The 21,205-nt window shown below is 55.2% G+C and carries 15 protein-coding genes and 2 pseudogenes; 6 read left to right on the forward strand and 11 right to left on the reverse strand.

The window, feature by feature from the left end; genetic code table 11:
• Positions 1–119: 119 nt before the first annotated feature.
• Together ACTBDZ_RS03065 and ACTBDZ_RS03070 are read left to right on the forward strand one after the other, a co-directional pair.
• The gene (locus tag ACTBDZ_RS03065; RefSeq protein WP_438814197.1) at positions 120–1,346 is read left to right on the forward strand and encodes a BRO family protein; all 1,227 of its coding nucleotides are present in this window, start codon (positions 120–122) and stop codon (positions 1,344–1,346) included.
• A 37-nt stretch (positions 1,347–1,383) separates the two neighbouring features.
• The gene (locus ACTBDZ_RS03070; RefSeq protein WP_438814198.1) at positions 1,384–2,211 is read left to right on the forward strand and encodes an isochorismatase family protein; all 828 of its coding nucleotides are present in this window, start codon (positions 1,384–1,386) and stop codon (positions 2,209–2,211) included.
• 269 nt (positions 2,212–2,480) lie between these two features.
• Here ACTBDZ_RS03070 and baeR read toward each other — a convergent pair.
• From baeR to galR, 8 genes and pseudogenes are all read right to left on the reverse strand, one after another.
• A pseudogene (gene baeR / locus ACTBDZ_RS03075) lies at positions 2,481–3,208 on the reverse strand (two-component system response regulator BaeR).
• A gap of 7 nt (positions 3,209–3,215) precedes the next feature.
• Positions 3,216–4,586: a two-component system sensor histidine kinase BaeS gene (gene baeS / locus ACTBDZ_RS03080; RefSeq protein WP_438814199.1), complete on the reverse strand. Its 1,371-nt coding sequence runs from the start codon at positions 4,584–4,586 to the stop codon at positions 3,216–3,218.
• Between the two features lie 7 nt (positions 4,587–4,593).
• Positions 4,594–5,986 (reverse strand): annotated as a pseudogene (mdtD, locus tag ACTBDZ_RS03085) (multidrug transporter subunit MdtD).
• A gap of 51 nt (positions 5,987–6,037) precedes the next feature.
• Positions 6,038–9,121, reverse strand: coding sequence for a multidrug efflux RND transporter permease subunit MdtC (gene mdtC, locus ACTBDZ_RS03090; protein ID WP_438814200.1), 3,084 nt, complete (start codon positions 9,119–9,121; stop codon positions 6,038–6,040).
• A complete protein-coding gene (locus ACTBDZ_RS03095; protein WP_438814201.1) occupies positions 9,118–12,237 on the reverse strand; it encodes an MdtB/MuxB family multidrug efflux RND transporter permease subunit in 3,120 nt (1,039 codons plus the stop codon). The genes mdtC and ACTBDZ_RS03095 overlap by 4 nt, the downstream gene beginning before the upstream one ends.
• Positions 12,237–13,490, reverse strand: coding sequence for an MdtA/MuxA family multidrug efflux RND transporter periplasmic adaptor subunit (locus ACTBDZ_RS03100; RefSeq protein ID WP_438814215.1), 1,254 nt, complete (start codon positions 13,488–13,490; stop codon positions 12,237–12,239). The genes ACTBDZ_RS03095 and ACTBDZ_RS03100 overlap by 1 nt, the downstream gene beginning before the upstream one ends.
• A gap of 155 nt (positions 13,491–13,645) precedes the next feature.
• On the reverse strand, positions 13,646–14,836 hold the full coding sequence (locus ACTBDZ_RS03105) for a NupC/NupG family nucleoside CNT transporter (RefSeq protein ID WP_222157703.1): 1,191 nt from the start codon (positions 14,834–14,836) through the stop codon (positions 13,646–13,648).
• A 221-nt stretch (positions 14,837–15,057) separates the two neighbouring features.
• A complete protein-coding gene (gene galR / locus ACTBDZ_RS03110) occupies positions 15,058–16,068 on the reverse strand; it encodes an HTH-type transcriptional regulator GalR (protein WP_438814202.1) in 1,011 nt (336 codons plus the stop codon).
• A 235-nt stretch (positions 16,069–16,303) separates the two neighbouring features.
• Between galR and galT the strand changes: the two genes are divergently transcribed.
• Positions 16,304–17,368: a galactose-1-phosphate uridylyltransferase gene (gene galT / locus ACTBDZ_RS03115; protein WP_438814203.1), complete on the forward strand. Its 1,065-nt coding sequence runs from the start codon at positions 16,304–16,306 to the stop codon at positions 17,366–17,368.
• Entirely contained in the window at positions 17,355–18,455 is a 1,101-nt protein-coding gene (gene galK, locus ACTBDZ_RS03120; protein WP_438814204.1) for a galactokinase, read from the forward strand. Before galT ends, galK begins: the two co-directional genes overlap by 14 nt.
• A gap of 63 nt (positions 18,456–18,518) precedes the next feature.
• Here galK and ACTBDZ_RS03125 read toward each other — a convergent pair whose 3' ends face one another.
• Positions 18,519–19,109 (reverse strand): recombinase family protein, encoded by a 591-nt coding sequence (locus ACTBDZ_RS03125; RefSeq protein ID WP_438814205.1) that lies wholly within the window; start codon positions 19,107–19,109, stop codon positions 18,519–18,521.
• Between the two features lie 91 nt (positions 19,110–19,200).
• On the opposite strand from ACTBDZ_RS03125, the gene ACTBDZ_RS03130 reads away from it, so the two are divergent.
• Positions 19,201–19,617, forward strand: coding sequence for a hypothetical protein (locus tag ACTBDZ_RS03130; protein ID WP_438814206.1), 417 nt, complete (start codon positions 19,201–19,203; stop codon positions 19,615–19,617).
• Positions 19,617–20,150: a tail fiber assembly protein gene (locus ACTBDZ_RS03135; protein WP_438814207.1), complete on the forward strand. Its 534-nt coding sequence runs from the start codon at positions 19,617–19,619 to the stop codon at positions 20,148–20,150. The genes ACTBDZ_RS03130 and ACTBDZ_RS03135 overlap by 1 nt, the downstream gene beginning before the upstream one ends.
• Before the next feature lie 15 nt (positions 20,151–20,165).
• Here ACTBDZ_RS03135 and ACTBDZ_RS03140 read toward each other — a convergent pair whose 3' ends face one another.
• Together ACTBDZ_RS03140 and ACTBDZ_RS03145 are read right to left on the reverse strand one after the other, a co-directional pair.
• Positions 20,166–20,852, reverse strand: a complete 687-nt coding sequence (locus ACTBDZ_RS03140; protein ID WP_438814208.1) for a gp53-like domain-containing protein — start codon at positions 20,850–20,852, stop codon at positions 20,166–20,168.
• Between the two features lie 100 nt (positions 20,853–20,952).
• Positions 20,953–21,168, reverse strand: a complete 216-nt coding sequence (locus ACTBDZ_RS03145) for a hypothetical protein (RefSeq protein WP_438814209.1) — start codon at positions 21,166–21,168, stop codon at positions 20,953–20,955.
• Positions 21,169–21,205 lie beyond the last annotated feature (37 nt).

A 21,205-nucleotide genomic window follows, 5' to 3' on the forward strand; every position in this document is an offset into this window, starting at 1 on the left:
TGTCGAAATTCCCGACGCGCTAGAAAAACTCAGCGCCAGACGCATTCACTAATCACTAATCCCGCCCCGGTATCGTGCCGGGGTTCCATTAAGCACATTGACTTGTGAGGAGATTGATCATGCAAAACTTAACCAAACCTGTAATTTTTCGCAATGAAAGTCTGAATATCGAAATAAGCGGAATGCTGTACGAAGGAAAACCGGTATTTTTCGCTGTCGAGGTCGCAAAGGCTTTAGGGTACGAACGGCCTACTGACGCAATCGCAACACACTGTAAGTCACTGATTAAGTTAAAACACGGTGAAATGCAGTGTTTAGAGCTAGAGCCTAAGCCTAACGGAATCAGTCTGCTGACCGAACCCGATCTCTACCGCCTCATTCTACGAAGCAAACTACCCTCTGCTGAAAAAGTGCAGGACTGGGTATGCGAAGACGTTTTGCCGTCAATCCGTCAGACAGGCGGCTATCAGTTACCCGCCAATTCTCCCGTACCTCAGTCATTTGCCGAGGCGCTGAGGTTAGCCGCTGATATTGCCGAACAACGCGACGAAGCCATCCGCACCAAAGCGCAGATCAGCGAAAAACGGGAAGCCACCGCCTGCCAGCGTAATGCTGTTTACCAGCGCATCGCCAATAAGGCGATAAAAGACCGTGATGAAATGGCAGCTTTGCTGGGTGCCAGTAAAGAATATGCTTCCGTCCGGTCAGTGTGGCGCGCGACCGGCACCTGGTACAACTATCGCTCCCTGGTTAAATGGCAGGACGAACTTACGCTGGCAGGGCATCAGGTACGCGTGACTGGGCGTGACCTTAACAAAGCACAGGCATTAGCTGCGCAGTTTAACGGTGCACAGGCAGTGCCTGCCGCAGTTGCCACGCAAGGTGCGCAGGTGATTGTGCTGGCAACCGCCTACGGTGACGCGGTTAGCGCACTCTCTTCGCTGGGGGATATCAGCGGCAAAGTGGTGATCGATATTACCAACCCGCTGTCTGCTGATTACATGAGTCTGACGCTTGGCCACAGCACGTCAGCCGCGGAAGAGATCGCCAACGCCTTCCCGGCGATACGTATCGTAAAAGCGTTTAACACCACGTTTGCGCAGGTGGTAGCAGAAGGTCCGGCCTTTGCCGCAGGGCAGGTTGCACCCGTGTTCTATGCCGGGGATGACGTTGAGGCCAAAGCGACTGTTCAGACCTTGATTGCCAGTACAGGCTTCAAACCGGTCGATGCAGGCACGCTGCGCAATGCCCGTTACCTCGAACCGCTAGCCGGTTTGAATATCTATTTTGGCTACGGCGCTGGATTAGGCACCGATATCGTTCCGGCCTGGCTGAGCCGCGCATAAATAACAGATTACTACATTGACGAAACAGGAGAATGGAATGAAAAAAGTACTTAGCGTCGCGATCGCATCGCTGTTGATGGCTGGGGTTTGCGCTCCGTCGTTTGCTCAGGATCGTCCGGCAGACATCATCAGCCCGATAGCCGATCAGATTCTGCCGAACAAAGTCAGTGCTGCCGATGCGCGTAAAGCTGGGCGCGTGGCCTACGACAAGCCGACGCCCGAAAACACCATTATGCTGTTTATCGATCAGCAGGTGGGCTTGATGGCCAGTACCCGTGATTTCAATCAGGCATCCGGCTATAAAGCCAGCGTGGTCGCGTTGGCCGAAATGGCGAAAGCGTTAAAGATTCCGGTGTTGATCACCTCGTCCAATGCGCAATGGCAAAACGGCGACACCCTGCCGGAACTGAAAGAGATCTTTAAAGATGAACCCATTTATCGCCGCACCGGGATCATCAATGCCTATGAAGATCCTTCATTCCGTAAGGCGTTGGAAGATCTGGTGAAAAAGACTGGTCGTACTCATATCATCATTTCCGGGGTAACGCTGGGTACCTGCGTTGTCTTCCCGACGCTCGCCATGTTGAATGACGGCTATCAGGTTTATCCCGTGGTGGATGCCTCTGGCGCCTGGAGTAAATATGAAGCGGATGCCGCGATGCAACGCATGACAGCAGCTGGCGCGCAGTTGGAAACGGTCTGTGCGTTAGGTGCAGAGCTTCAAGCCGACTGGAAGAAATCCTCCGCCGACGCCATGTTGAAGCCCTTTATCGACGGGCTGCCGGAATACGGTTGGATCTTGCAGAACTACTGGAACAACGCCAACAAACACACGGTGCCGGATCCGTTTGGTGTGGTGAAGTAAGCGGTTATCAACGGGTTCCCGCTAGTCGGGAACTCGAAGTCACTGACAAACTCTTTTCGATGTGTCCGGGTTTCCCGGCGAATCACGACGAGGGGCCATTATGGGGTACATCCATGTACCCCACCCTACGGGCCAGCGTTGCGCTGTTCAAATTTGCTCCGGGCAAATTTGTCGGCGGCTTATGCCGCTACGACCCCATCGCCGCACTTCACCTAACAACGGACTGTGTCGGCAGCCTGAGATTCCCGCTTGTCGGGAGTTTTGATGCGCTAGACCACTTCACAGGATCCGGCTTCCCAGCGTATCCCATGCCATAAACGGTGCGGATAAACGATGTCTGTTCGTCCAGTTGCTCCAGCTTGCGCCGCAGATTTTTGATATGGCTGTCGATGGTGCGATCGGTCACGACGCGGTAGTCATTGTAGGGCTTATCCAGCAGCGCTTCGCGCGAAAACACCTTACCGGGCTCTGTCGAAAGGGTTTTCAGCAGGCGAAACTCTGCCGGTGTCAGATCGAGTGGTTGTCCGAGGTAGCTGGCCTGAAAACGGCTATTATCGATCTGCAAGGCGGCTTCCAGTCCCGCTTCGGGCGGCGGTGCAGACTGCCAGCGGCAGCGGCGCAGCAGGGTTTTCACCCGCACCACCACTTCCCGTGGGCTGTAGGGTTTGCAGATGTAATCATCCGCACCAATTTCCAATCCCAGCAGCCGGTCAATCTCCTCGCTACGCGCGGTAACCATAATAATCGGCACATTGGAAAACTGCCGGATGATGCGGCACAGCGTCAGACCATCGGTGCCTGGCAGCATCAAATCCAGCAGAATCAACGACGGTGAGTGCTCACGCACCCAAGGCAACACCTCATCGCCGTGGGTGATCCAGTGTGTGTGGTATTCTGCGGCCTGAAGGTAGTCCACTAAAAGCTGGCCGAGCTTGGGCTCATCTTCAACAATCAGCACCTGCTCTGGCAGCGTCTCGTTTGATAAGGTTTCGGTCATCGGCGTTTCAGGATTCCGGTGGATGAAGCGGGAATTCGGCGGTCATCTGCAAACCACCGAGTAAGGAAGCGCTAGCATACAATCGTCCCCCGTGGGCCTCAACGATATTCTTGCAGATAGCCAATCCTAGCCCTGAACCGCCGCTGGCGCGATTTCGTGACCGTTCTGCGCGGTAGAAACGATCGAAAATCCGAGCCAGTTGCTCGGCGTCGACACCCGGTGCGCTGTCTTCCCATATCAGGGTGCACACGCCATTTTCAGTATGCGCTCGGATCTGTAACTGTCCACCGTTGTCGGTGTAGCGCAGGCTGTTCTCCAGCAGGTTGTTAAACAGCTGGCTGAGTCGGTCCGGATCGCCAAAGGCGCTGGCGCGCTCTGGCAACTGCGTGATGACCTCGATGTGTTTTTTCTGAAAGCGCTCGTTGAAGGACGCGACGCTGATATGCAGCAGTTGGATTAAATCCACGGAAACGCGGCGATAAGCGAGCGCGCCGACATCGGAGAGCGACAACTGATGCAGGTCATCCACCAGTTTGGTCAGCGTGGAGACTTCATTTTGCAACGAGAGCAGGGAGCCTGAATCCGCTTTGCGCACGCCATCCTGTATGGCTTCCAGCTCGCCGCGCAGTACTGCCAACGGCGTGCGCAGTTCATGGGAAATATCGGCCATAAAGGCGCGGCGTGACTGCTCGTTTTTTTCCAATGCGGTGGCGAGCTGGTTAAAATCTTGCGCCAGCCGGCCCAATTCATCGCGGGTGTTGACCGGCACGCGTGCAGTAAACTCCCCGGCAGCCAGACGGTGGATCCCCTGCATCAGTCGTTTTACCGGTGTCAGCAGACCGCGCGCCATCAGCCAGGTCACAATGATGGCGAGCAGCGTTGACAACCCGACAATAAACCAACTGGTGCGCTGTTGCTGCCGGTCGAAATTGATATCCGCATCGCGCGTCAGTCGTTCACTGGGCGATGCCACCACCCAACCGACCACCATGCCCTGATGGCGAATGGCTTGCCAGGTGCTTTTGGCGGCAATCGGGGCTGGCGAACCAAACAGCCGGTTACGCTGGGCATCCAGCACCCAGAGCCGGACTCGCCAGCCGCGCATGCTGTTGCCGTCATCTTCATTCTGATCCATGGTGTGCAGCAGTTTGAACACCAGGCGTTCATTGTTGCGCAGGAACGTCCAGTCGCCGTACTGCGCATATTGTTCCTGTAATGCATCACGCAACTGCTCGACGCGCTGCGCATTGCCTTGCTTGATGTAATCAACAAAGCCGCGTTCAAAGCTCATCCGCACGCCCCAATGCATAGTGATCAACACCAGCATGCAGGTGGCAAAAATTGCGAGAAACAGTTTAGCGGTAATGCCAAATCTCATCGTATCCTCACCTTTTTCCCGGCAGCACGTTCTGCTTGATGTGGTCCGGCGGCACGCGCAGGAACAGCAGGGCGGGCAGCGCCAATATGACGGCCATGCTCAGATAGGTATAGCGGAATACTTCGGCGGTTGCCGGGCTGGCGATGTCCAGCGTCCCCTGTTGGGCAAAAATACCAAGTAGAATGCCTGCCAGACTCACGCCGAGGCTCATGGAAAGCTGCATGGTCATCGACAGCAGGCTGTTGCCTCCGCTGGCGATGCTGTCCGGCAGATCTTTCAGCGTCAGGGTATTCATGGTTGAAAAACGCACCGAATTGGCAACGCCCACCAGTATTAACACCAGCGGCAGTAACCACAGCCAGTTCAGCAGCGCGACGTTGGCAAACATCAGGATGCTGAGCGATAGCGCCAGGGTAGATACAATCAGGGCGGTGCGGTAGCCCAAGCGGTTAACGATACTGACTACGATACGCTTGGTGCATGCTGCCGAGAATCATCGGGATCATCATCAACCCGGCATGAAACGGCGAGAATCCCATGCCCAGCTGTAAAAATAGCGGTGTGGTAAAGGGCAGCATGCCGCTGCCGATACGCGCCAGAAACCCGGCGCTAAGCCCAATGGAAAAGGTGGGCGTATTAAACAAATTCAGATTGAACAGGGCATTTTCATTTTGACGCGCATGCAGCCAGTAGCTCAGCAGGGCAATAATCCTGACGGCAATCAAACCGACGATGGCAATCGGCGGCAATGCCAGGCTTTTGTGTCCGTCCAAGGCTAAGGTCAATGTTGCCATGCCGATGGCGAGCCAGAGAAAACCGCTGAGATCGAAGCGCGAGGTTTCGGTGGTGTAGTTCGGCATAATCAGCCAGGTGGCGACAGCACCAATAATCCCTACTGACAGATTAATCAGGAAAATCCAATGCCAACTGGCGTATTGCACCAGCAGCCCGCCCAGCGTCGGACCGAGCAACGGCCCGATCTGGCCGGGGATAGTGACAAAGGTCATGGCGGCCATAAACTGGTCACGCGGTACAATCTTCATTACCGTCAGACGACCCACTGGCACCATCATGGCACCGCCCACGCCCTGGATCACCCGCGAAATCAGCAGCGATCCCAGCGTGAAAATGATGATGGCGGCGAAAAAGACCCGTTTCACCCCCAGTTTGTCTGCCAGCCAACCGCTGGCAGGCAGCATCACCGCCACGGTGAGCACATAAGCCACCACCACCGAGTGCATACGCAACGGGTTTTCATTCAGGCTGAGCGCCATCGTTGGCAGTGCGGTGTTGACAATGGTGGTATCGAGCGTTTGCATAAAAAAGCCAAACGCGACAATCCAAAGCTGCCAGCGCACGGAGGCCGGTTGGGTCGTTGACGGGGCTGACGAAAAACGCATGAAATAACGGGCCTCACGAAATCAGGGTTGTTCTTGTTCACTCGCTGCGCGTCATGACGGCGTGACGTTGGCGAGGTTGCGCCGCCGCGCCAGCCAGCCGCGCAGACGATCAAAATAGAGGTACACCACCGGTGTAGTGTAGAGCGTGAGCAATTGGCTCATCACTAATCCTCCGACGATGGTGATGCCGAGCGGTTGGCGCAGTTCAGCGCCGTCTCCGCTGGTCAACACCAGCGGTAGCGCACCAAAAATCGCGGCCAGCGTAGTCATCAAAATGGGACGGAAGCGCAACAAGCAGGCCTGAAAAATCGCCTCTTGTGCACTTAACTGCCCGCCGCGCTGCGCTTCCAGCGCGAAATCCACCATCATGATGGCATTTTTCTTCACGATACCGATCAGCAACAAGATACCGATCAGGGCAATCAGGCTAAAAGGGGCTCCAAACCCTTTCAGCGCCAGCAGCGCGCCAACCCCGGCAGACGGCAGCGTCGACAGGATAGTCAGCGGATGCACATAGCTTTCGTACAGGATCCCCAACACGATGTAGACGGTAACAATCGCGGCAATGATCAGCAGCACCTGCGCACTTTGTGACTGTTGAAACGCCTGTGCCGTACCGGCAAATTGTCCGCGCACCGAAGAGGGCACCCCCAATGCGGTCATACTGCGTTCAATGGCTGCCGTGGCATCTGAAAGTGACACCCCTTCCGGCAAATTAAACGAAACGGTTGACGCTGCTGACAGCCCCTGATGATTGACGGACAGCGGGGCGTTAATCGGTCGCCAACTGGCGAACGCCGAAAGGGGAATCGGCTCTCCGGCGCTGTTGAGCACAAACATCTGATCCAGCGCGCTAACATCCTGAGTATATTTGGATTCTACCTCCATCACCACTTTGTACTGATTGAGCGGTTGATAGATGGTAGAAATTTGCCGCTGCCCGAACGCATTGTTTAACAAGGCATTGACGCTGGAAACGCCGATACCGAGGCGTGCAAGGGTATCCCGGTCGTAGGTCAGCGCCATTTCCGAGCCTTTATCCTGCTGATCGGAGTTAACGTCGGCCAGTTCGGGGAGTTGGCTGAGCGCAAGGCGAATCTTCGGCTCCCAGGCGCGCAGTTCGTTCAAATCGTCTGACAGCAAGGTAAACTGGTAGCCCGCATTAGATTCTCGTCCGCCGATGCGAATATCCTGTACCGGCATCAGAAACAGGTTGGCCCCTGGCTCCTGCGCCAGCTTGCCGCGCAGGCGGGCAATCACCTGTTGAGCGCTCATCTTGCGTTCCGCCAGCGGTTTGAGCGTAATAAACATCGAGCCTGCGTTGGTGCGCGAGCCGCCGGTAAAGCCCGTCACGTTATCCACCGCCGGATCGGCGCTGACTATCACCATAAAATCATGCAGCTTATTGCGCATTGCCTGAAATGAAATGCTCTGATCGGCCTGAATGAAGCCCATCACGCGGCCAGTATCCTGTTCAGGGAAAAAGGTTTTGGGAATGGAGATATAGAGCCAGACGTTAAGCCCGATGGTGCCAATCAGAATGACCAGCACCCAGCGTGCGTGTTGCAACACCCAGCGTAACGAACGGCCATACTGCTGTTGCAACGTGACGAGCAGGCGACCAAAACCGCGCTTGCGCGGTTGGCTGTGTTTTTCATGGCTGCGCAGCAGGCGCGCGCACATCATTGGTGTCAGGGTGACGGAAATGATCAGCGAAATGGCTATCGCCGCAGACAGCGTGACGGTGAATTCGCGAAAGTAGCGCCCCGGCAATCCGCCCATCAGCAGCAGCGGCAGGAACACCGCCACCAGCGACAGGCTCATCGCCAACACGGTAAAGCCGACCTCGCGCACCCCTTTCAGAGCAGCCTGCATCGGTTTCATGCCTGCTTCAATATGGCGCGAAATGTTCTCCAGCACCACGATGGCATCGTCCACCACGAATCCGGTGGCAATCGTCAGTGCCATCAGCGAAAGGTTATTCAGGCTGAAACCGCACAGGTACATGGCCGCGAAGGTGCCAATCAATGACACGGGTACGGCAATGGCCGGGATCAGTGTGGCACGGCCAGAGCGCAGGAACAAGAATACCACCAATATCACCAGCGCGACGGCAATCACCAGTGACTGTTCCACCTCGGCCAGTGAGGCGCGAATGGTGGGCGAGCGATCTTGCGCGATGTTCAGTTGAATGGCGGCGGGCAGGCTGGCACGCAGTTCCGGCAGCGCGGCGCGCACGTTGTCCACGGTGGCGATGATATTGGCATCGGGGGCGCGTTGCACCACCACCAATACGGCGGTTTTGCCGTTCGCCATCCCGGCGTTGCGTGTGTCCTGCACGCCGTCTTTAACCTGCGCCACGTCGCTCAGCCGTACCGGGGCACCCTTGTTATAATGAACAACGATCGGTGCGTAATCCGCGGCGGTTTTCAGCGCATCGTTGGTTTGCACCTGCCAGCGCGCTTGCCCGTTATCGATATTGCCCAAGGGTTGTTTTACGTTGGCTTTGGCAATGGCCTGACGCACTGCATCCAATGCGATACCTTGATTGAACAGCGCCTGAGGGTTCAACTCAACGCGCACGGCGGGCTGCGAGGCACCGCTGACCGTCACATCGCCTACGCCGTCCATTTGGGAGATGCGCTGCGACAGTTGATTGGTGGCGAAATCGTATAGCTGACTCGAATTGTAGGTGTCGGAGGTTAATGTCAGTACCAGAATCGGCGCGTCGGCCGGGTTGACCTTGCGATAGGTCGGACGGCTTGACATGCCGGAGGGCAGCAGGTTCTGTGCGGCGTTTATCGCCGACTGTACGTCGCGCGCCGCACCGTTGATATCACGTGAGAAATCGAACACCAGTATGATACGGGTTCTGCCCAGCGAACTGGTCGAGGTCATCTCAGTCACCCCGGCGATGCGCCCGAGCGAGCGTTCCAACGGCATGGCGACGGAGGTCGCCATGGTTTCCGGCGAGGCCCCGGAGAGCGAGGCGGAAACCACAATCGCCGGGAAATCCACCTGCGGCAGCGGGGCGACCGGCAGCAGGCGAAAGCCGAGCACGCCGCACAGCGCAATCGCCAGCGTCAGTAACGCGGTGGCGACCGGGCGGTGAATAAACAGTGCGAAAAACTTCACTGTACGTCTTCCTCTGGCTGCTCGGCGCGACGCAAACGGTGTGCCAGTCGGTCAAACAGCAGGTAAATCACCGGCGTGGTGAACAGCGTCAGAATCTGGCTCATGATCAATCCCCCCACCATGCAGATACCGAGCGGTTGGCGCAGTTCGGCACCGACACCGTTGCTGAGCATCAGCGGCACGGCGCTCAGCAGCGCCGCCAGGGTAGTCATCAGGATCGGGCGAAAACGCAGCAGACATGCCTGATAGATGGCATCGTAAGGGGGCATGCCTTGCTCGCGTTCAGCGGCCAGCGCGAAATCGAGCATCATGATGGCGTTCTTCTTCACGATGCCGATCAGCAAAATGATACCGATGATGGCAATCACATCCAGCTCGTTGCCCGCTACCATCAGTGCCAATAGTGCCCCGACGCCGGCGGTCTGCAGTGTGGAAAGAATGGTGATCGGGTGAATAAAGCTTTCGTACAGCACGCCGAGCACAATGTACATCGCAACAATCGCCGCCACGATAAGCCATACGGTGCTGCTCAGCGCCGCCTGAAACGCCAGCGCGCTGCCTTGAAAGTGGGTGACGATATCAGTCGGCATCTGCAACTGTTGTTCGGCCGCCGTAATCGCCTGCACCGCTTCCCCAAGGGAATAACAGGGGGTAACGTTAAATGAAATGGTGGTGGCCGGGAACTGATCGATACGGTTCAGGGCCAACGGACCACGCCGCTCTTCCAGTGTGGCAACCGCGTTAAGCGGTACGCTGTTGCCATCACTGTTTTTAATGTGTACTTCATTCAGCGCGCCGATCCCGGTGGTGTGCGCCGTCTGTTGTGCCAGCACTACGCGGTATTGATTCGACTGGGTGTAGACCGTTGAGACCAGACGCTGCCCAAAGGCGTTATACAGTGCATTGTCGATAGCGGACATGGTCAGCCCAAGTCGGCTGGCAGCATCGCGGTTGACGTTGACATAAGCCACCGCCGCGTCATCCTGCCAGTCGCTGCTCACATCCTGTAGCTGCGGCAACTGTTGCAATTCGCGCATCAGCGGCGGTACCCAGTGGCTCAAATCCTCCAGTGACATCGCCTGCAACGTGAACTGGTACTGGGTGCGGCTGACCTGGGTATCGATGGTGAGATCCTGCACCGGTTGCAGATAGAGCGTGATACCGGTGAGCTGCGCAGTTTTTTCCTGCAAGCGGGTGATGATGTCTGTCAGGCGATCGCGTCGTTCACTGAGCGGCTTCAGGTTTATCTGTAAACGCGCGCTGTTCAGCGCCGCGTTGGTGCCATCCACGCCGACAAACGAAGAGACGCTCAACACCGCCGGATCTTGCATGATCAGCGATACGGCCTGCTGCTGGCGCTGCGCCATATCGGCATAGGAGACTCTTTGCGGTGCCTGCAACGTGCCCTGCATCATGCTGTTATCCTGAACCGGGAAAAAGCCCTTGGGGATCCACAGGTAGAGCAGAACGGTAAGCACCAGCGTGCCGATGGCCACGCTCAGGGTGATCCACGGGTGGTTCAACACCCGGCGTAAGCCTTTGCCATACAGCGCGACCAACTGTGAGAAAAAGCGTTCGCTGGCGCGCGTAAAGGCGTTTTGTCGATTCAGGCTCTGATGAGTGAGCAACCGGGCGCACATCATCGGGGTCAGCGTAAGCGAAACGATGCCAGAAATCAGAATAGCGACTGCCAGCGTAATGGCAAACTCGCGGAACAAACGGCCAATGATATCGCCCATAAACAGCAACGGGATCAGCACTGCAATCAGCGAGAACGTCAGTGAGATAATGGTGAACCCAATTTCCCCCGCGCCTTTAAGCGCCGCGTTCAGCGGTTTCTCCCCTTTTTCGATATAGCGCGAAATATTCTCGATCACCACGATGGCGTCATCCACCACAAAGCCGGTGGCAATGGTGAGCGCCATCAGCGTCAGGTTATTGATCGAAAAGCCAAGGGAATACATGGCGGCGAAGGTGCCGACCAGCGACAGGGGCACCACGATACTTGGGATCAGCGTGGCAATGGCATTGCGCAAAAACAGGTAGATAACCATAATCACCAGCGCAATCGCCAGCATCAGTTCAAACTGCACATCTTTCACTGACGCGCGGATACTGGCGGTGCGATCGGTCAGCGTAGTGACGGTTACTGATTTCGGCAGGCTGGCGGTTAATGTCGGCAACAGATTGCGCAGACTGTCCGTGGCGGTGATCACGTTGGCACCCGGCTGGCGCTGGATGTTGATGATGATCGCCTGTTCACGATTAGCCCAGGCACCCAGCGCGGTGTTTTCCGGGGCTTGTTCCACGGTAGCGACATCGCGCAGCCGTACCGGTGCGCCATTGCGCCAGGCAACAATCAGCTGGCGATAATCCTCTGCGGACTTCATCTGGTCGTTGGCTGACAAGGTTACCGCGCGCGTCGGACCATCCAGGCTGCCTTTGGCGGAGTTGACGTTGGCACTGGTGATGGCACTGCGCAGGGTTTCGCTATCCAGCCCGTAAGAGGCCAGCGCGTTGGCGTTGAAATTGACCCGTACCGATGGGCGCTGTCCGCCCACCAACGAGACACGACCGACACCAGAGACCTGCGCCATTTTCTGCGCGATACGGGTTTCCACCATATCCTGCACTTGCGTCATCGGCATGGCGCTGGACGTCACCGCCAGCGTCATGATCGGCGGATCGGCCGGATTGACCTTGCTGTAAATCGGCGGGTAGGGCAGATCGCTGGGCAACAAATTGTTGGCGGCGTTGATGGCGGCCTGCACATCCTGCTCTGCGACATCCAACGGCAGCGTCAGTTGAAATTGCAGGGTGATCACCGATGCGCCGCCGGAGCTTTGCGTCGACATCTGTTTCAGCCCAGACATTTGCCCGAACTGACGCTCAAGGGGGGCGGTGATCGCCGACGCAATCACATCCGGGCTGGCACCGGGGTAAAGTGTCACCACCTGAATGGTTGGGTAATCCACCTCTGGCAGCGCAGAGACCGGTAATGCCCGATAGCCAATAATCCCCGCCAGTAGGATCGCCAGCATCAACAAGGTGGTAGCGATAGGGCGCAGGATAAACAGACGGGATGGGCCTCCGCCTGCCGGAATCTCCCCTTGCATCAGGGTTTCTCCCCGCGCGTGGCGTGTTTGGATGGCGATGTGGTGGTGGTGTTAGCGGCGCTAATCACTTCCACCTGTGCCCCTTCGGTTAAGCGGTCGATACCGTCGGTGACCACGCGATCGCCCTCATTCAGGCCGGCCGTCACCACCATCTCCTGCCCGTATTGAATGCCGACGGTCACGCTGTGTTTACTGACCTGACTTTTCTCATTCAGCACCCAGACAAAACGTCCTTCGCTGCCCATCTGAATGGCGGACAGTGGCACCAGCAGCGCATTTTGCAAGGTGGTAACTTGCATGCGCACATTGACAAACTGGTTGGGAAACAGGGTGTCATCGCTATTTTCAAAGCGTGCTTTCAGCTTGATGGTGCCAGTGGTGGCATCAATCTGGTTATCCATGCTGAGCAGGCTGCCTTGTGACAGCTTGTGCTGGTTGGCGCGATCCCAGGCCTCAACCGGTACGGCTTGGCCCGATTTCTGTGCGCTCAGCACCGTGGCGATATCACCTTCCGGTAACGTGAAGATGACATCAATTGGATGCGTTTGAGTCAACACCACAATACCGGTGCTGTCGCCGCTGGTGATGTAGTTGCCCACATCCACCTGTTTAAGCCCCACGCGGCCATTGATCGGCGAGGTAATACGGCTATAGGTGAGCTGCAATTCGGCGCTGGCGACCGAACCTTCATCGGCCTTGACCGTGCCTTCAGCCTGATGCACCTGTGCCGCCTGCGCATCCAGTTCCTGACGGGAAATCAGGTTGGTTTTAATCAGTTGCTGGTAACGCGCCAGATCCTGACGCGCATTGGCCAGTGCGGCCTGATCTTTCGCCAATTGCCCTTGTGCCTGCGTCAGCGCCACCTGATAAGGGCGTGGGTCGATTTCTGCCAGCAGATCGCCCGCCTTGACCTGTTTTCCTTCCTGAAAATGCAGCGCCATCAGTTCGCCGTTAACCCGGCTGCGCACCGTCACGGTATTGGCAGCGGTAATGGTGCCCAACCCCGAAAGGTAATACGGCACCGCTGCGGCGCGCATGGTCGCTGCCTGTACGGGGGGCAATGCGCGCATGGCGGAACGCCGTCCGCCACCGTTGCCTGCATTGCGCGCGGGTGCACTGTTATTACTGGCTTCCTGACGGGCTGAAGGTGCCGCTGTCGGGGCATCGGCGGGGCGCAAGTAACGCCAGATGACAACGGCGGCGATAACCGCGAACGCAAGCAACAGCAGACGAAAAAGACGAGTGGTATTCATCATGGTTTACGAATCGAGTGGCAGCCAGTATTAACACAATGAGCGTAGTCTACTGTGTTTTACTCAAATAATAATGAAGGAAATGTGGAAGAAATGTCAGGGTTTGTAGCGGATAGCGGGCGACCGGATGGCCGCCCGACGATCGTCATGGCAAATTACAGCACCAGCCCGGCGATTGAGGCAGAGAGAATGCTGACCAAGGTAGAGCCGTAGACTAACTTCAGGCCGAAGCGAGACACCACGTTACCCTGATTCTCGTTTAACCCTTTGATAGCACCAGCAATGATGCCGATAGAAGAGAAGTTGGCGAACGACACCAGGAACACGGAGAGAATCCCGACGCTGCGCGGTGACAACTGGCTCGCCACTTTTTGCAGTTCCAGCATGGCAACGAATTCGTTAGACACCAGCTTGGTCGCCATGATGCTGCCGACTTGCAACGCTTCACTGGCAGGAATCCCCATGATCCAGGCAAAGGGGAAGAACACATAGCCCAACATTTCCTGGAAGCTGATACCAAAAATGGCGCTGAAAATGGCGTTTACCATGGCAATCAGCGCAATAAAGCCGATCAGCATAGCGGCGACGATACAGGCCACTTTGAAACCGGCAAGAATATATTCCCCCAGCATTTCAAAGAAGCTTTGGTTTTCATGCAGATCGCGCAGTTGCAGTTCGGGCTCGGCATCCACTTTATACGGGTTGATCAATGACAACACAATAAAGGTGCTGAACATATTCAGAATAAGCGCCGCCACTACGTATTTGGAATCCAGCATGGTCATGTAGGCACCGACGATAGACATCGACACCGTCGACATCGCGGTGGCAGCCATGGTGTACATGCGTTTTTCCGACATCTTGCCCAGAATATCTTTATAGGCGATGAAGTTTTCCGATTGGCCCAGAATCAGCGAGCTGACCGCGTTAAACGACTCCAGTTTCCCCATGCCGTTCACCTTGGACAGCACCGTACCGATAGCGCGAATCACGATAGGCAGTACCTTGATGTGTTGAAGGATCCCGATTAATGCCGAGATAAACACAATAGGGCACAACACTTTAAAGAAGAAGGAAATCAGATTCTTTTCGTGGTTGACCATATCGCCAAACACGAAATCGGTCCCTTGTCCGGCAAACCCCAGCAATTTATCAAAGACGGCGGCAAACCCTTTTACGAAGCCCAGGCCCACGTTGGAATACAAGAAGAACCAGGCGAGCAGAATTTCAATCACTAACAGCTGAATAATAAAACGGATACGAATGCTTTTACGGTCGCGGCAGACAAGCAGCGCTAAACCGGCAACGACAAGCAGTGCCAACGCAAATTGCGCAATATGGGTCATGAGAGCTCCGAATAGTAGGCGGGGTAACGTTTCCCACGCCATTCTAGGTAACGAAAAAGCTAAAAATGCGATAAAACACGCAAAAGTATAATTATATCGTGGGAATAGCGCTAAGTTGAATAGCTTATCGCAGGGCGCTGGGTAGGGATGGTAAGCAAACGTAACCAATAAGAGAGCAGGCAACCCGGTTTGGGGATGCCCGTATCGCCGGCTAACGGGAGTTAACGAGCCTGAGTGAGGGACTGTACCGAATGGCGACGTACCAGCGTCGGCGTGAAGGTGTTGGTGACCGCCGTCAGCGCCTGACCTTGTGCCAGCGCAATCGCCAACTCGGCGGCTTGCGTTGACATGGCTATCACCGGATAGCAGATGGTGGTCAAACGTGGGCGCAAGTAGCGCGCGATAAGCACGTCGTCAAAACCTATCAGGGATACGGCTTGTGGTACCTCAATGCCGTTGTCGCTCAATACCGCCAACGCGCCCGCTGCCATCGAATCGTTGTAACACACCACGGCGCTGAAAGACACACCGCGACTCAGCAGTTCGCGCATCGCCGCCTCTCCGCCGGTTTCATCCGGCGCGGCGCGGGCGATCAGCCGGCTATCCAGCGCAATGCCTTGGTCGTGCAGGGCGGTGCTGTAGCCCTGTAAGCGATCGTCGGCGTCGGAAATCGGGTGATCGGAACAGAGAAAGGCAATGGTGCGATGCCCTTCCTGAAGCATATGCCGGGTTGCCAACCAGCCGCCGTGGCGATCGTCCAGCGCCACGCAGCGCGACTCAAAGCCGGGCAGAATGCGGTTGATCAGCACCATGCCGGGGACATGGTGCATAAACGCGCTCAGTTCCGCATCAGGCAACATTTTGGCGTGCACCACCAGCGCCGAGCAGCAGTGGCGCAGCAACTGTTCTATAGCCTGACGCTCCATTTCTGCGTCATGGTAGCCGTTGCTGATCAACAAAAAATTGCACGTCGCTCTGGCGGTGCTATCGACCGCTTTTACCATCTTCCCACAAAATGGATCGGACACATCCGCCACCACCAGCCCCAGGGTTTCTGCATGTTGATGCGCCAGTGCGCGCGCATTGGCGTTGGGATGATAGCGCAATTCTGCCATGGCGTTATGCACTGCCTCCCGCGATGCCTGGCTGGCTTTCGGCGAGTCATTGATGACCCGTGACACCGTTGCCACGGAGACGCCGGCCAGGCGTGCAACATCCTTTATGGTTGCCATCGGTGGTTTCCCTGTCTGTGTTGATGGTTATTGGTTTATGTGATCGGTATCAATATCAATCGCGCGTGTCGCTATTCTCATTTATCACGCTTACTGCCTACAATGAGGGTAATCGTTTACACAGCGTTTGCAACTGGCTTTTTTGCTATTTTTATCGCGCCGTGTGAAAACAGATTACACCCCATGCGCCCGTCAACGTACCAAAGGTATCTCTGCTGTTTAAGGAGTGTCAGGAATGTCGTTCGATCCCACAGAGCACCCGCATCGTCGTTACAATCCGCTTAGCGGCGAATGGGTGTTGGTTTCTCCCCATCGCGCTAAACGCCCCTGGCAGGGCCAGCAGGATGAGCCGGACAGGCGTCTGTTACCGGCTCACGATCCGGATTGTTTTCTCTGCGCAGGCAACCGCCGCGTTACCGGAGAGGTGAACCCGAATTACACCCACACCTATGTATTTCGCAATGATTTTTCAGCGCTGATGGAGCAAACCCCTGCGCTGGCGGCAACAAGCGATGATCCGTTGTTTCAAACGCAAAGCGTGCAGGGCACCAGTCGTGTTATCTGCTTCTCGCCTGACCACAGCAAAACGTTGCCGGAACTCTCACTGGGTGCGCTGGCACAGGTTGTCGCCGCCTGGTGCGAACAAACAGAAATACTGGGGAAACAGTATCCGTGGGTTCAGGTATTTGAAAACAAAGGCGCGATGATGGGATGTTCTAACCCGCATCCGCATGGGCAAGTGTGGGCCAACAGCTTTTTACCCACCGATATCGCCAAAGAAGACGGGCAGCAGCGCGCCTATTTCGAGCGTCATGGCACGTCACTCTTGCTGGATTATGCCCAGCGCGAACAGACGGAGCAGGTGCGCTGTGTGGTGGAAACGGAACACTGGCTGGCGGTGGTACCCTATTGGGCCGCCTGGCCGTTTGAAACGCTGCTGCTGCCGTGCAGTGCGGTGCAGCAGTTGCCGCAACTGACCGCCACGCAGCGCAGCGATTTGTGTCTGGCGCTGAAAAAGCTGACCAGCCGTTACGATAATCTGTTTCAGTGCGCGTTTCCCTATTCCATGGGCTGGCACGGTGCGCCGTTTATTGAAGGTGATAACGCACATTGGCAGCTGCATGCGCATTTCTATCCGCCCCTGCTGCGTTCGGCCAGCGTGCGGAAATTTATGGTGGGCTACGAAATGCTGGCGGAGCCGCAGCGTGATTTGACGCCGGAACAGGCGGCGGAGCGCTTGCGCAGCGTAAGCGATATTCATTTTCGGCAACAGCATGATGTGAACGATGGGACGAATTAACAGCGTGCGGCAACAGGTGGATGCCGTGTTCAACGCCACCTTTGGCTACGCGCCTGCGGTGCAGGTGCAGGCTCCCGGACGCGTCAACCTGATCGGCGAGCACACGGATTACAACGACGGGTTTGTGTTGCCCTGCGCCATCGATTACCACACGGTGATTGCAGCCGCCCCGCGTGCCGACAGTCTGGTTCGGGTGGTGGCCGTCAACATGGAAGAGCAGCAGGACAGCTTTGACTTAAAGCAGACGATTGAACCGCATCCACAGTATCTTTGGCCGAACTATATTCGCGGCGTGGTGAAGTATCTGCTGGCGCGTGGATTGACCCTGGGCGGCGTGGATATGGTCATTGCCGGGAACGTGCCAACCGGTGCCGGACTCAGTTCCTCCGCCTCACTGGAAGTAGCTGTCGGGCAGGTGTTTAAAACGCTCTATGCGTTACCGCTCAGCCCGTTGGATCTGGCGCTGAACGGCCAGCAGGCAGAAAACCACTTTGTCGGCTGTAACTGCGGCATCATGGATCAGTTTATTTCCGCGCAGGGCGTTGCGGGCCATGCGTTGTTGATTGACTGCCGTTCGTTGCAAGGCACGGCGGTGCCGATCCCGTCGGAGTTGGATGTTCTGATCATTAACTCTAACGTGCGGCGTGGTCTGGTGGACAGCGAATACAACACCCGGCGCGCGCAGTGTGAGGCGGCAGCGCGGCATTTTGGTGTGAAAGCGCTGCGTGATGTTTCATTGGCGCAATTTGAAGCCCACCGTGCGGGGCTGGATGCGATAGTGTCACAGTGTGCGCGCCATATCGTTACCGAAAACCAGCGCACGCTGGAAGCCGCAGCGGCACTTACGGCAGGCGATATCCCGCGTCTTTCCCGTCTGATAGCGGAATCGCACCGCTCAATGCGTGACGATTTTGCCATTACGGTGCCGCCTATCGACACGCTGGTTGCGCTGATTGACGACTATATCGGTGAGCGCGGCGGGGTACGCATGACCGGCGGCTGTGTCGTCGCACTGTTGCCTGCTGCGTTAACGGCAGAGGTATGTGAGCGGGTGGCGCGGGATTATGATGCGCCGCGCGATATTTGAAGCCAAAACGTGCGATAAATGGTGGGCTACTTTTGTTTCCGTCAGTGCAACGGAATTACACTGTTATTTTTCGTCGGGGTCGCTTTGACCCGTTCGGGCATTTAGATTAACTGGACAATATTTGTAGATGCTAGCTAATGAGACGCCATACAGTAATGCAAGCTGCTTTCTACTATGTCCGGACTCGAGTAATTTTTTAGCCTGCTCTTGCTGTGCGGAAGATAATGAGCAAGGTCTACCCCCGATGCGTCCCCTGCTTCTTGCTGCGGCTAAACCTGCCTGAGTACGCTCAACAATGAGTTCCCGCTCCATTTGTGCCAACGCGCTCATCACATGGAAGAAAAAACGGCCTGCGGACGTAGAGGTATCAATGGTATCCGTCAAGCTATGAAAATGGATGCCTTCATCTTCCAGTTTGGATATTAAAGTAATCAAATGTTTAATGCTTCGACCCAGCCTATCGAGCTTCCAGACCACCAGTGTATCGCCCGATTTCAGGCAGTTTAACGCGCGTTTTAATCCGGGTCTCTGGTCTGTTTTTCCACTGATTTTATCCTCAAAAATTTGCTCACAATTTGCGCAAATCAAGGATTTTTGCTGTAAATCGGTGTTTTGGTCATTTTTTGACACCCTCATATAGCCTATCTTTGCCATATTCGTCTCATTCTATCCCTTTGCAAGCCTTGTAATCGCTGGTTTTGGTCAAAATTTTAGCTAAATTCTCGATGTTATAAAACCTGGTTTGTTGGAAACGGTAGGTTGTGCAAAAAATGCACTGGATAAACATACCGGTGGAACTGTCAACGGAGGTGTCACATTAGGGCAAAATTTGACCATTTCATGGGGAGGTAGAACCGCCACTTATCAAGAGAATGGCGACATTCATGGGCCATTCTGGGGTGGGCATCTCAGCGGCTGGGTGGATAACAGAGTCAATGGTCGCGCTACCTGGGATTATGTCAATAGCACGTTCGTAAAAGATATTCGATTGGGGCATATGCAGGAGATTCAGATATGGCGAGGCACGGGTTATCGTGATGAACCTCATTATGTAATAACCGGCGTGTATAACGGAAACGTTGATGCCTATGTGGATTGTGTTCAGCGCCGGATCTTACAGAAAAACGTTAATGGTAACTGGATAAATGTGTGGTTCATGTGATGAAAAATATTAAAAATTTCAAACGCTACCATCCTGATTCTGTTGATAAAAAATGGCTAGAACACGCTGTTGGTGCAATTTTCCTTATCTCGGAAGATGGTCAAGACTGGTATGAGTGCCAGAAAAGCTTTCAGCCCGATACGATGAAAGTCGAGTATGAAGCCGACGGTGTAATACGCTCAATGGGCTACGATATCAGTGGGTTCTGTCCCGAAGGATGCAGCATAGCAGAAGTATTAGCATGGCCTCAGGAGGCCGCCCCTAACCGAAAATGGTGTTTTATCGATGGTGAGATTGTTCCACGTGTTTATACAGCAGATGAACTCAGAGAGCAAGCGACCCATAAACGAGACTATCTGCTTGAGCAGGCAGCAAAAATTATAGCGCCGTTGCAGGATGCGGTAGACCTTGACATGGCTTCAGAAGCCGAAAAAGCGGCACTGCTGGTCTGGAAAAAATACCGTGTGCTGCTAAACCGTGTCGATATCAGCAAAAGGCCGGATATTGCGTGGCCGGAAGCACCAAAAAAGTAGTGTGATAATCTGGGGTTAGTAACAAACCAACTCCCATGTTCTGGGCGCTTGAATCGCTGTCCTTGTATAATCAGCACTGATAATTAACGATTTTCCTTCTATTTCAACATAGGTGCCTAAATTACCCTCTGCGGCAATACCTTTGTATTTCACTGTCGCTGTCGCCGATAAGATGGCATGAGGAACCGGACAAGGCAACGTCACGGTATAAATCTGTCCGGCATACAGTGGTGGCGTGATGCCCCATTGCCTGATAAGCCCGGTATCACCACATTTCCACCATCCGTTGGTGACAAGATGAGCGGTATTTTTTGCGCCTTTCGCATTGATACGACTATCCACTTCTGCTTTGGTATAAGCGCCGACATTGCCTGCTGGTATACTGATATCTGCACTTCCATTAAAGGCTACTCCCGCGATTTTTCTGGCTGTTTGTAGACGTGTTGCTGACGCAGCGTTACCGTCAATATTACCGCTAATTAACGTGTTAAAAATCTGTTTATTAATCCACCGATTTTCTTTTTCCAACAAACCAAGGTTTTTCACAAATTGATTTTTGTCTGGGATGTCGGCCCCATTTTCATTTTTCGCTAGTTTCTGACTCAAAAGCTGCGTCACGCTTTCAGCAAATTTCGGGTTATTGCTGATGGCCTGCGCGAGCTTGTTGAGCGTATCTAAATCTGAGGGCGCATGGTCGACCACCGCATTCAGCCTGTCATTGACAATTTTTACCGCTTTGGGGGTTGCCGCTTCCGTTTCACTGTTGCTCTGGTTGGCATTGCTGAGCTTGACAAAACCTTTTTCACTTAAGCTCGCATCCGGGTGGTTTCTCGAGCACGTATGCGCGTTCAGCGCCGCTTCGGCCTCTTTCTAATTGCTGCTTTAACCAGGCGGTGCGATTCGCCAGTTCACGCGTGGGTCGGTTGGTTATGCCATCGGGCCCACCCAATACCGGGTCGGAGGTCTCTATCTGGTAGATACCGTCCTCCCAGACAGCGGTTTCTTTTAAATAGCTCATCTCTTCATTCTCCATCGGGCTTGATTCCATCGTGGGC

It is taken from the genome of Symbiopectobacterium sp., from assembly GCF_051710365.1.
In the GTDB taxonomy this organism is placed as follows: Bacteria; Pseudomonadota; Gammaproteobacteria; order Enterobacterales; family Enterobacteriaceae; genus Symbiopectobacterium.

Excerpts from the sequence above, each read along its gene's own strand:
- ACTBDZ_RS03065 (WP_438814197.1), top strand. The coding sequence starts at position 120 with ATGCAAAACTTAACCAAACCTGTAATTTTTCGCAATGAAAGTCTGAAT.
- galT (WP_438814203.1), top strand. The coding sequence starts at position 16,304 with ATGTCGTTCGATCCCACAGAGCACCCGCATCGTCGTTACAATCCGCTT.
- galR (WP_438814202.1), bottom strand. The coding sequence starts at position 16,068 with ATGGCAACCATAAAGGATGTTGCACGCCTGGCCGGCGTCTCCGTGGCA.
- ACTBDZ_RS03105 (WP_222157703.1), bottom strand. The coding sequence starts at position 14,836 with ATGACCCATATTGCGCAATTTGCGTTGGCACTGCTTGTCGTTGCCGGT.
- ACTBDZ_RS03145 (WP_438814209.1), bottom strand. The coding sequence starts at position 21,168 with ATGAGCTATTTAAAAGAAACCGCTGTCTGGGAGGACGGTATCTACCAG.
- ACTBDZ_RS03095 (WP_438814201.1), bottom strand. The coding sequence starts at position 12,237 with ATGCAAGGGGAGATTCCGGCAGGCGGAGGCCCATCCCGTCTGTTTATC.
- ACTBDZ_RS03125 (WP_438814205.1), bottom strand. The coding sequence starts at position 19,109 with ATGGCAAAGATAGGCTATATGAGGGTGTCAAAAAATGACCAAAACACC.
- ACTBDZ_RS03100 (WP_438814215.1), bottom strand. The coding sequence starts at position 13,490 with ATGAATACCACTCGTCTTTTTCGTCTGCTGTTGCTTGCGTTCGCGGTT.
- ACTBDZ_RS03070 (WP_438814198.1), top strand. The coding sequence starts at position 1,384 with ATGAAAAAAGTACTTAGCGTCGCGATCGCATCGCTGTTGATGGCTGGG.
- galK (WP_438814204.1), top strand. The coding sequence starts at position 17,355 with ATGGGACGAATTAACAGCGTGCGGCAACAGGTGGATGCCGTGTTCAAC.
- baeS (WP_438814199.1), bottom strand. The coding sequence starts at position 4,586 with ATGAGATTTGGCATTACCGCTAAACTGTTTCTCGCAATTTTTGCCACC.
- ACTBDZ_RS03135 (WP_438814207.1), top strand. The coding sequence starts at position 19,617 with ATGAAAAATATTAAAAATTTCAAACGCTACCATCCTGATTCTGTTGAT.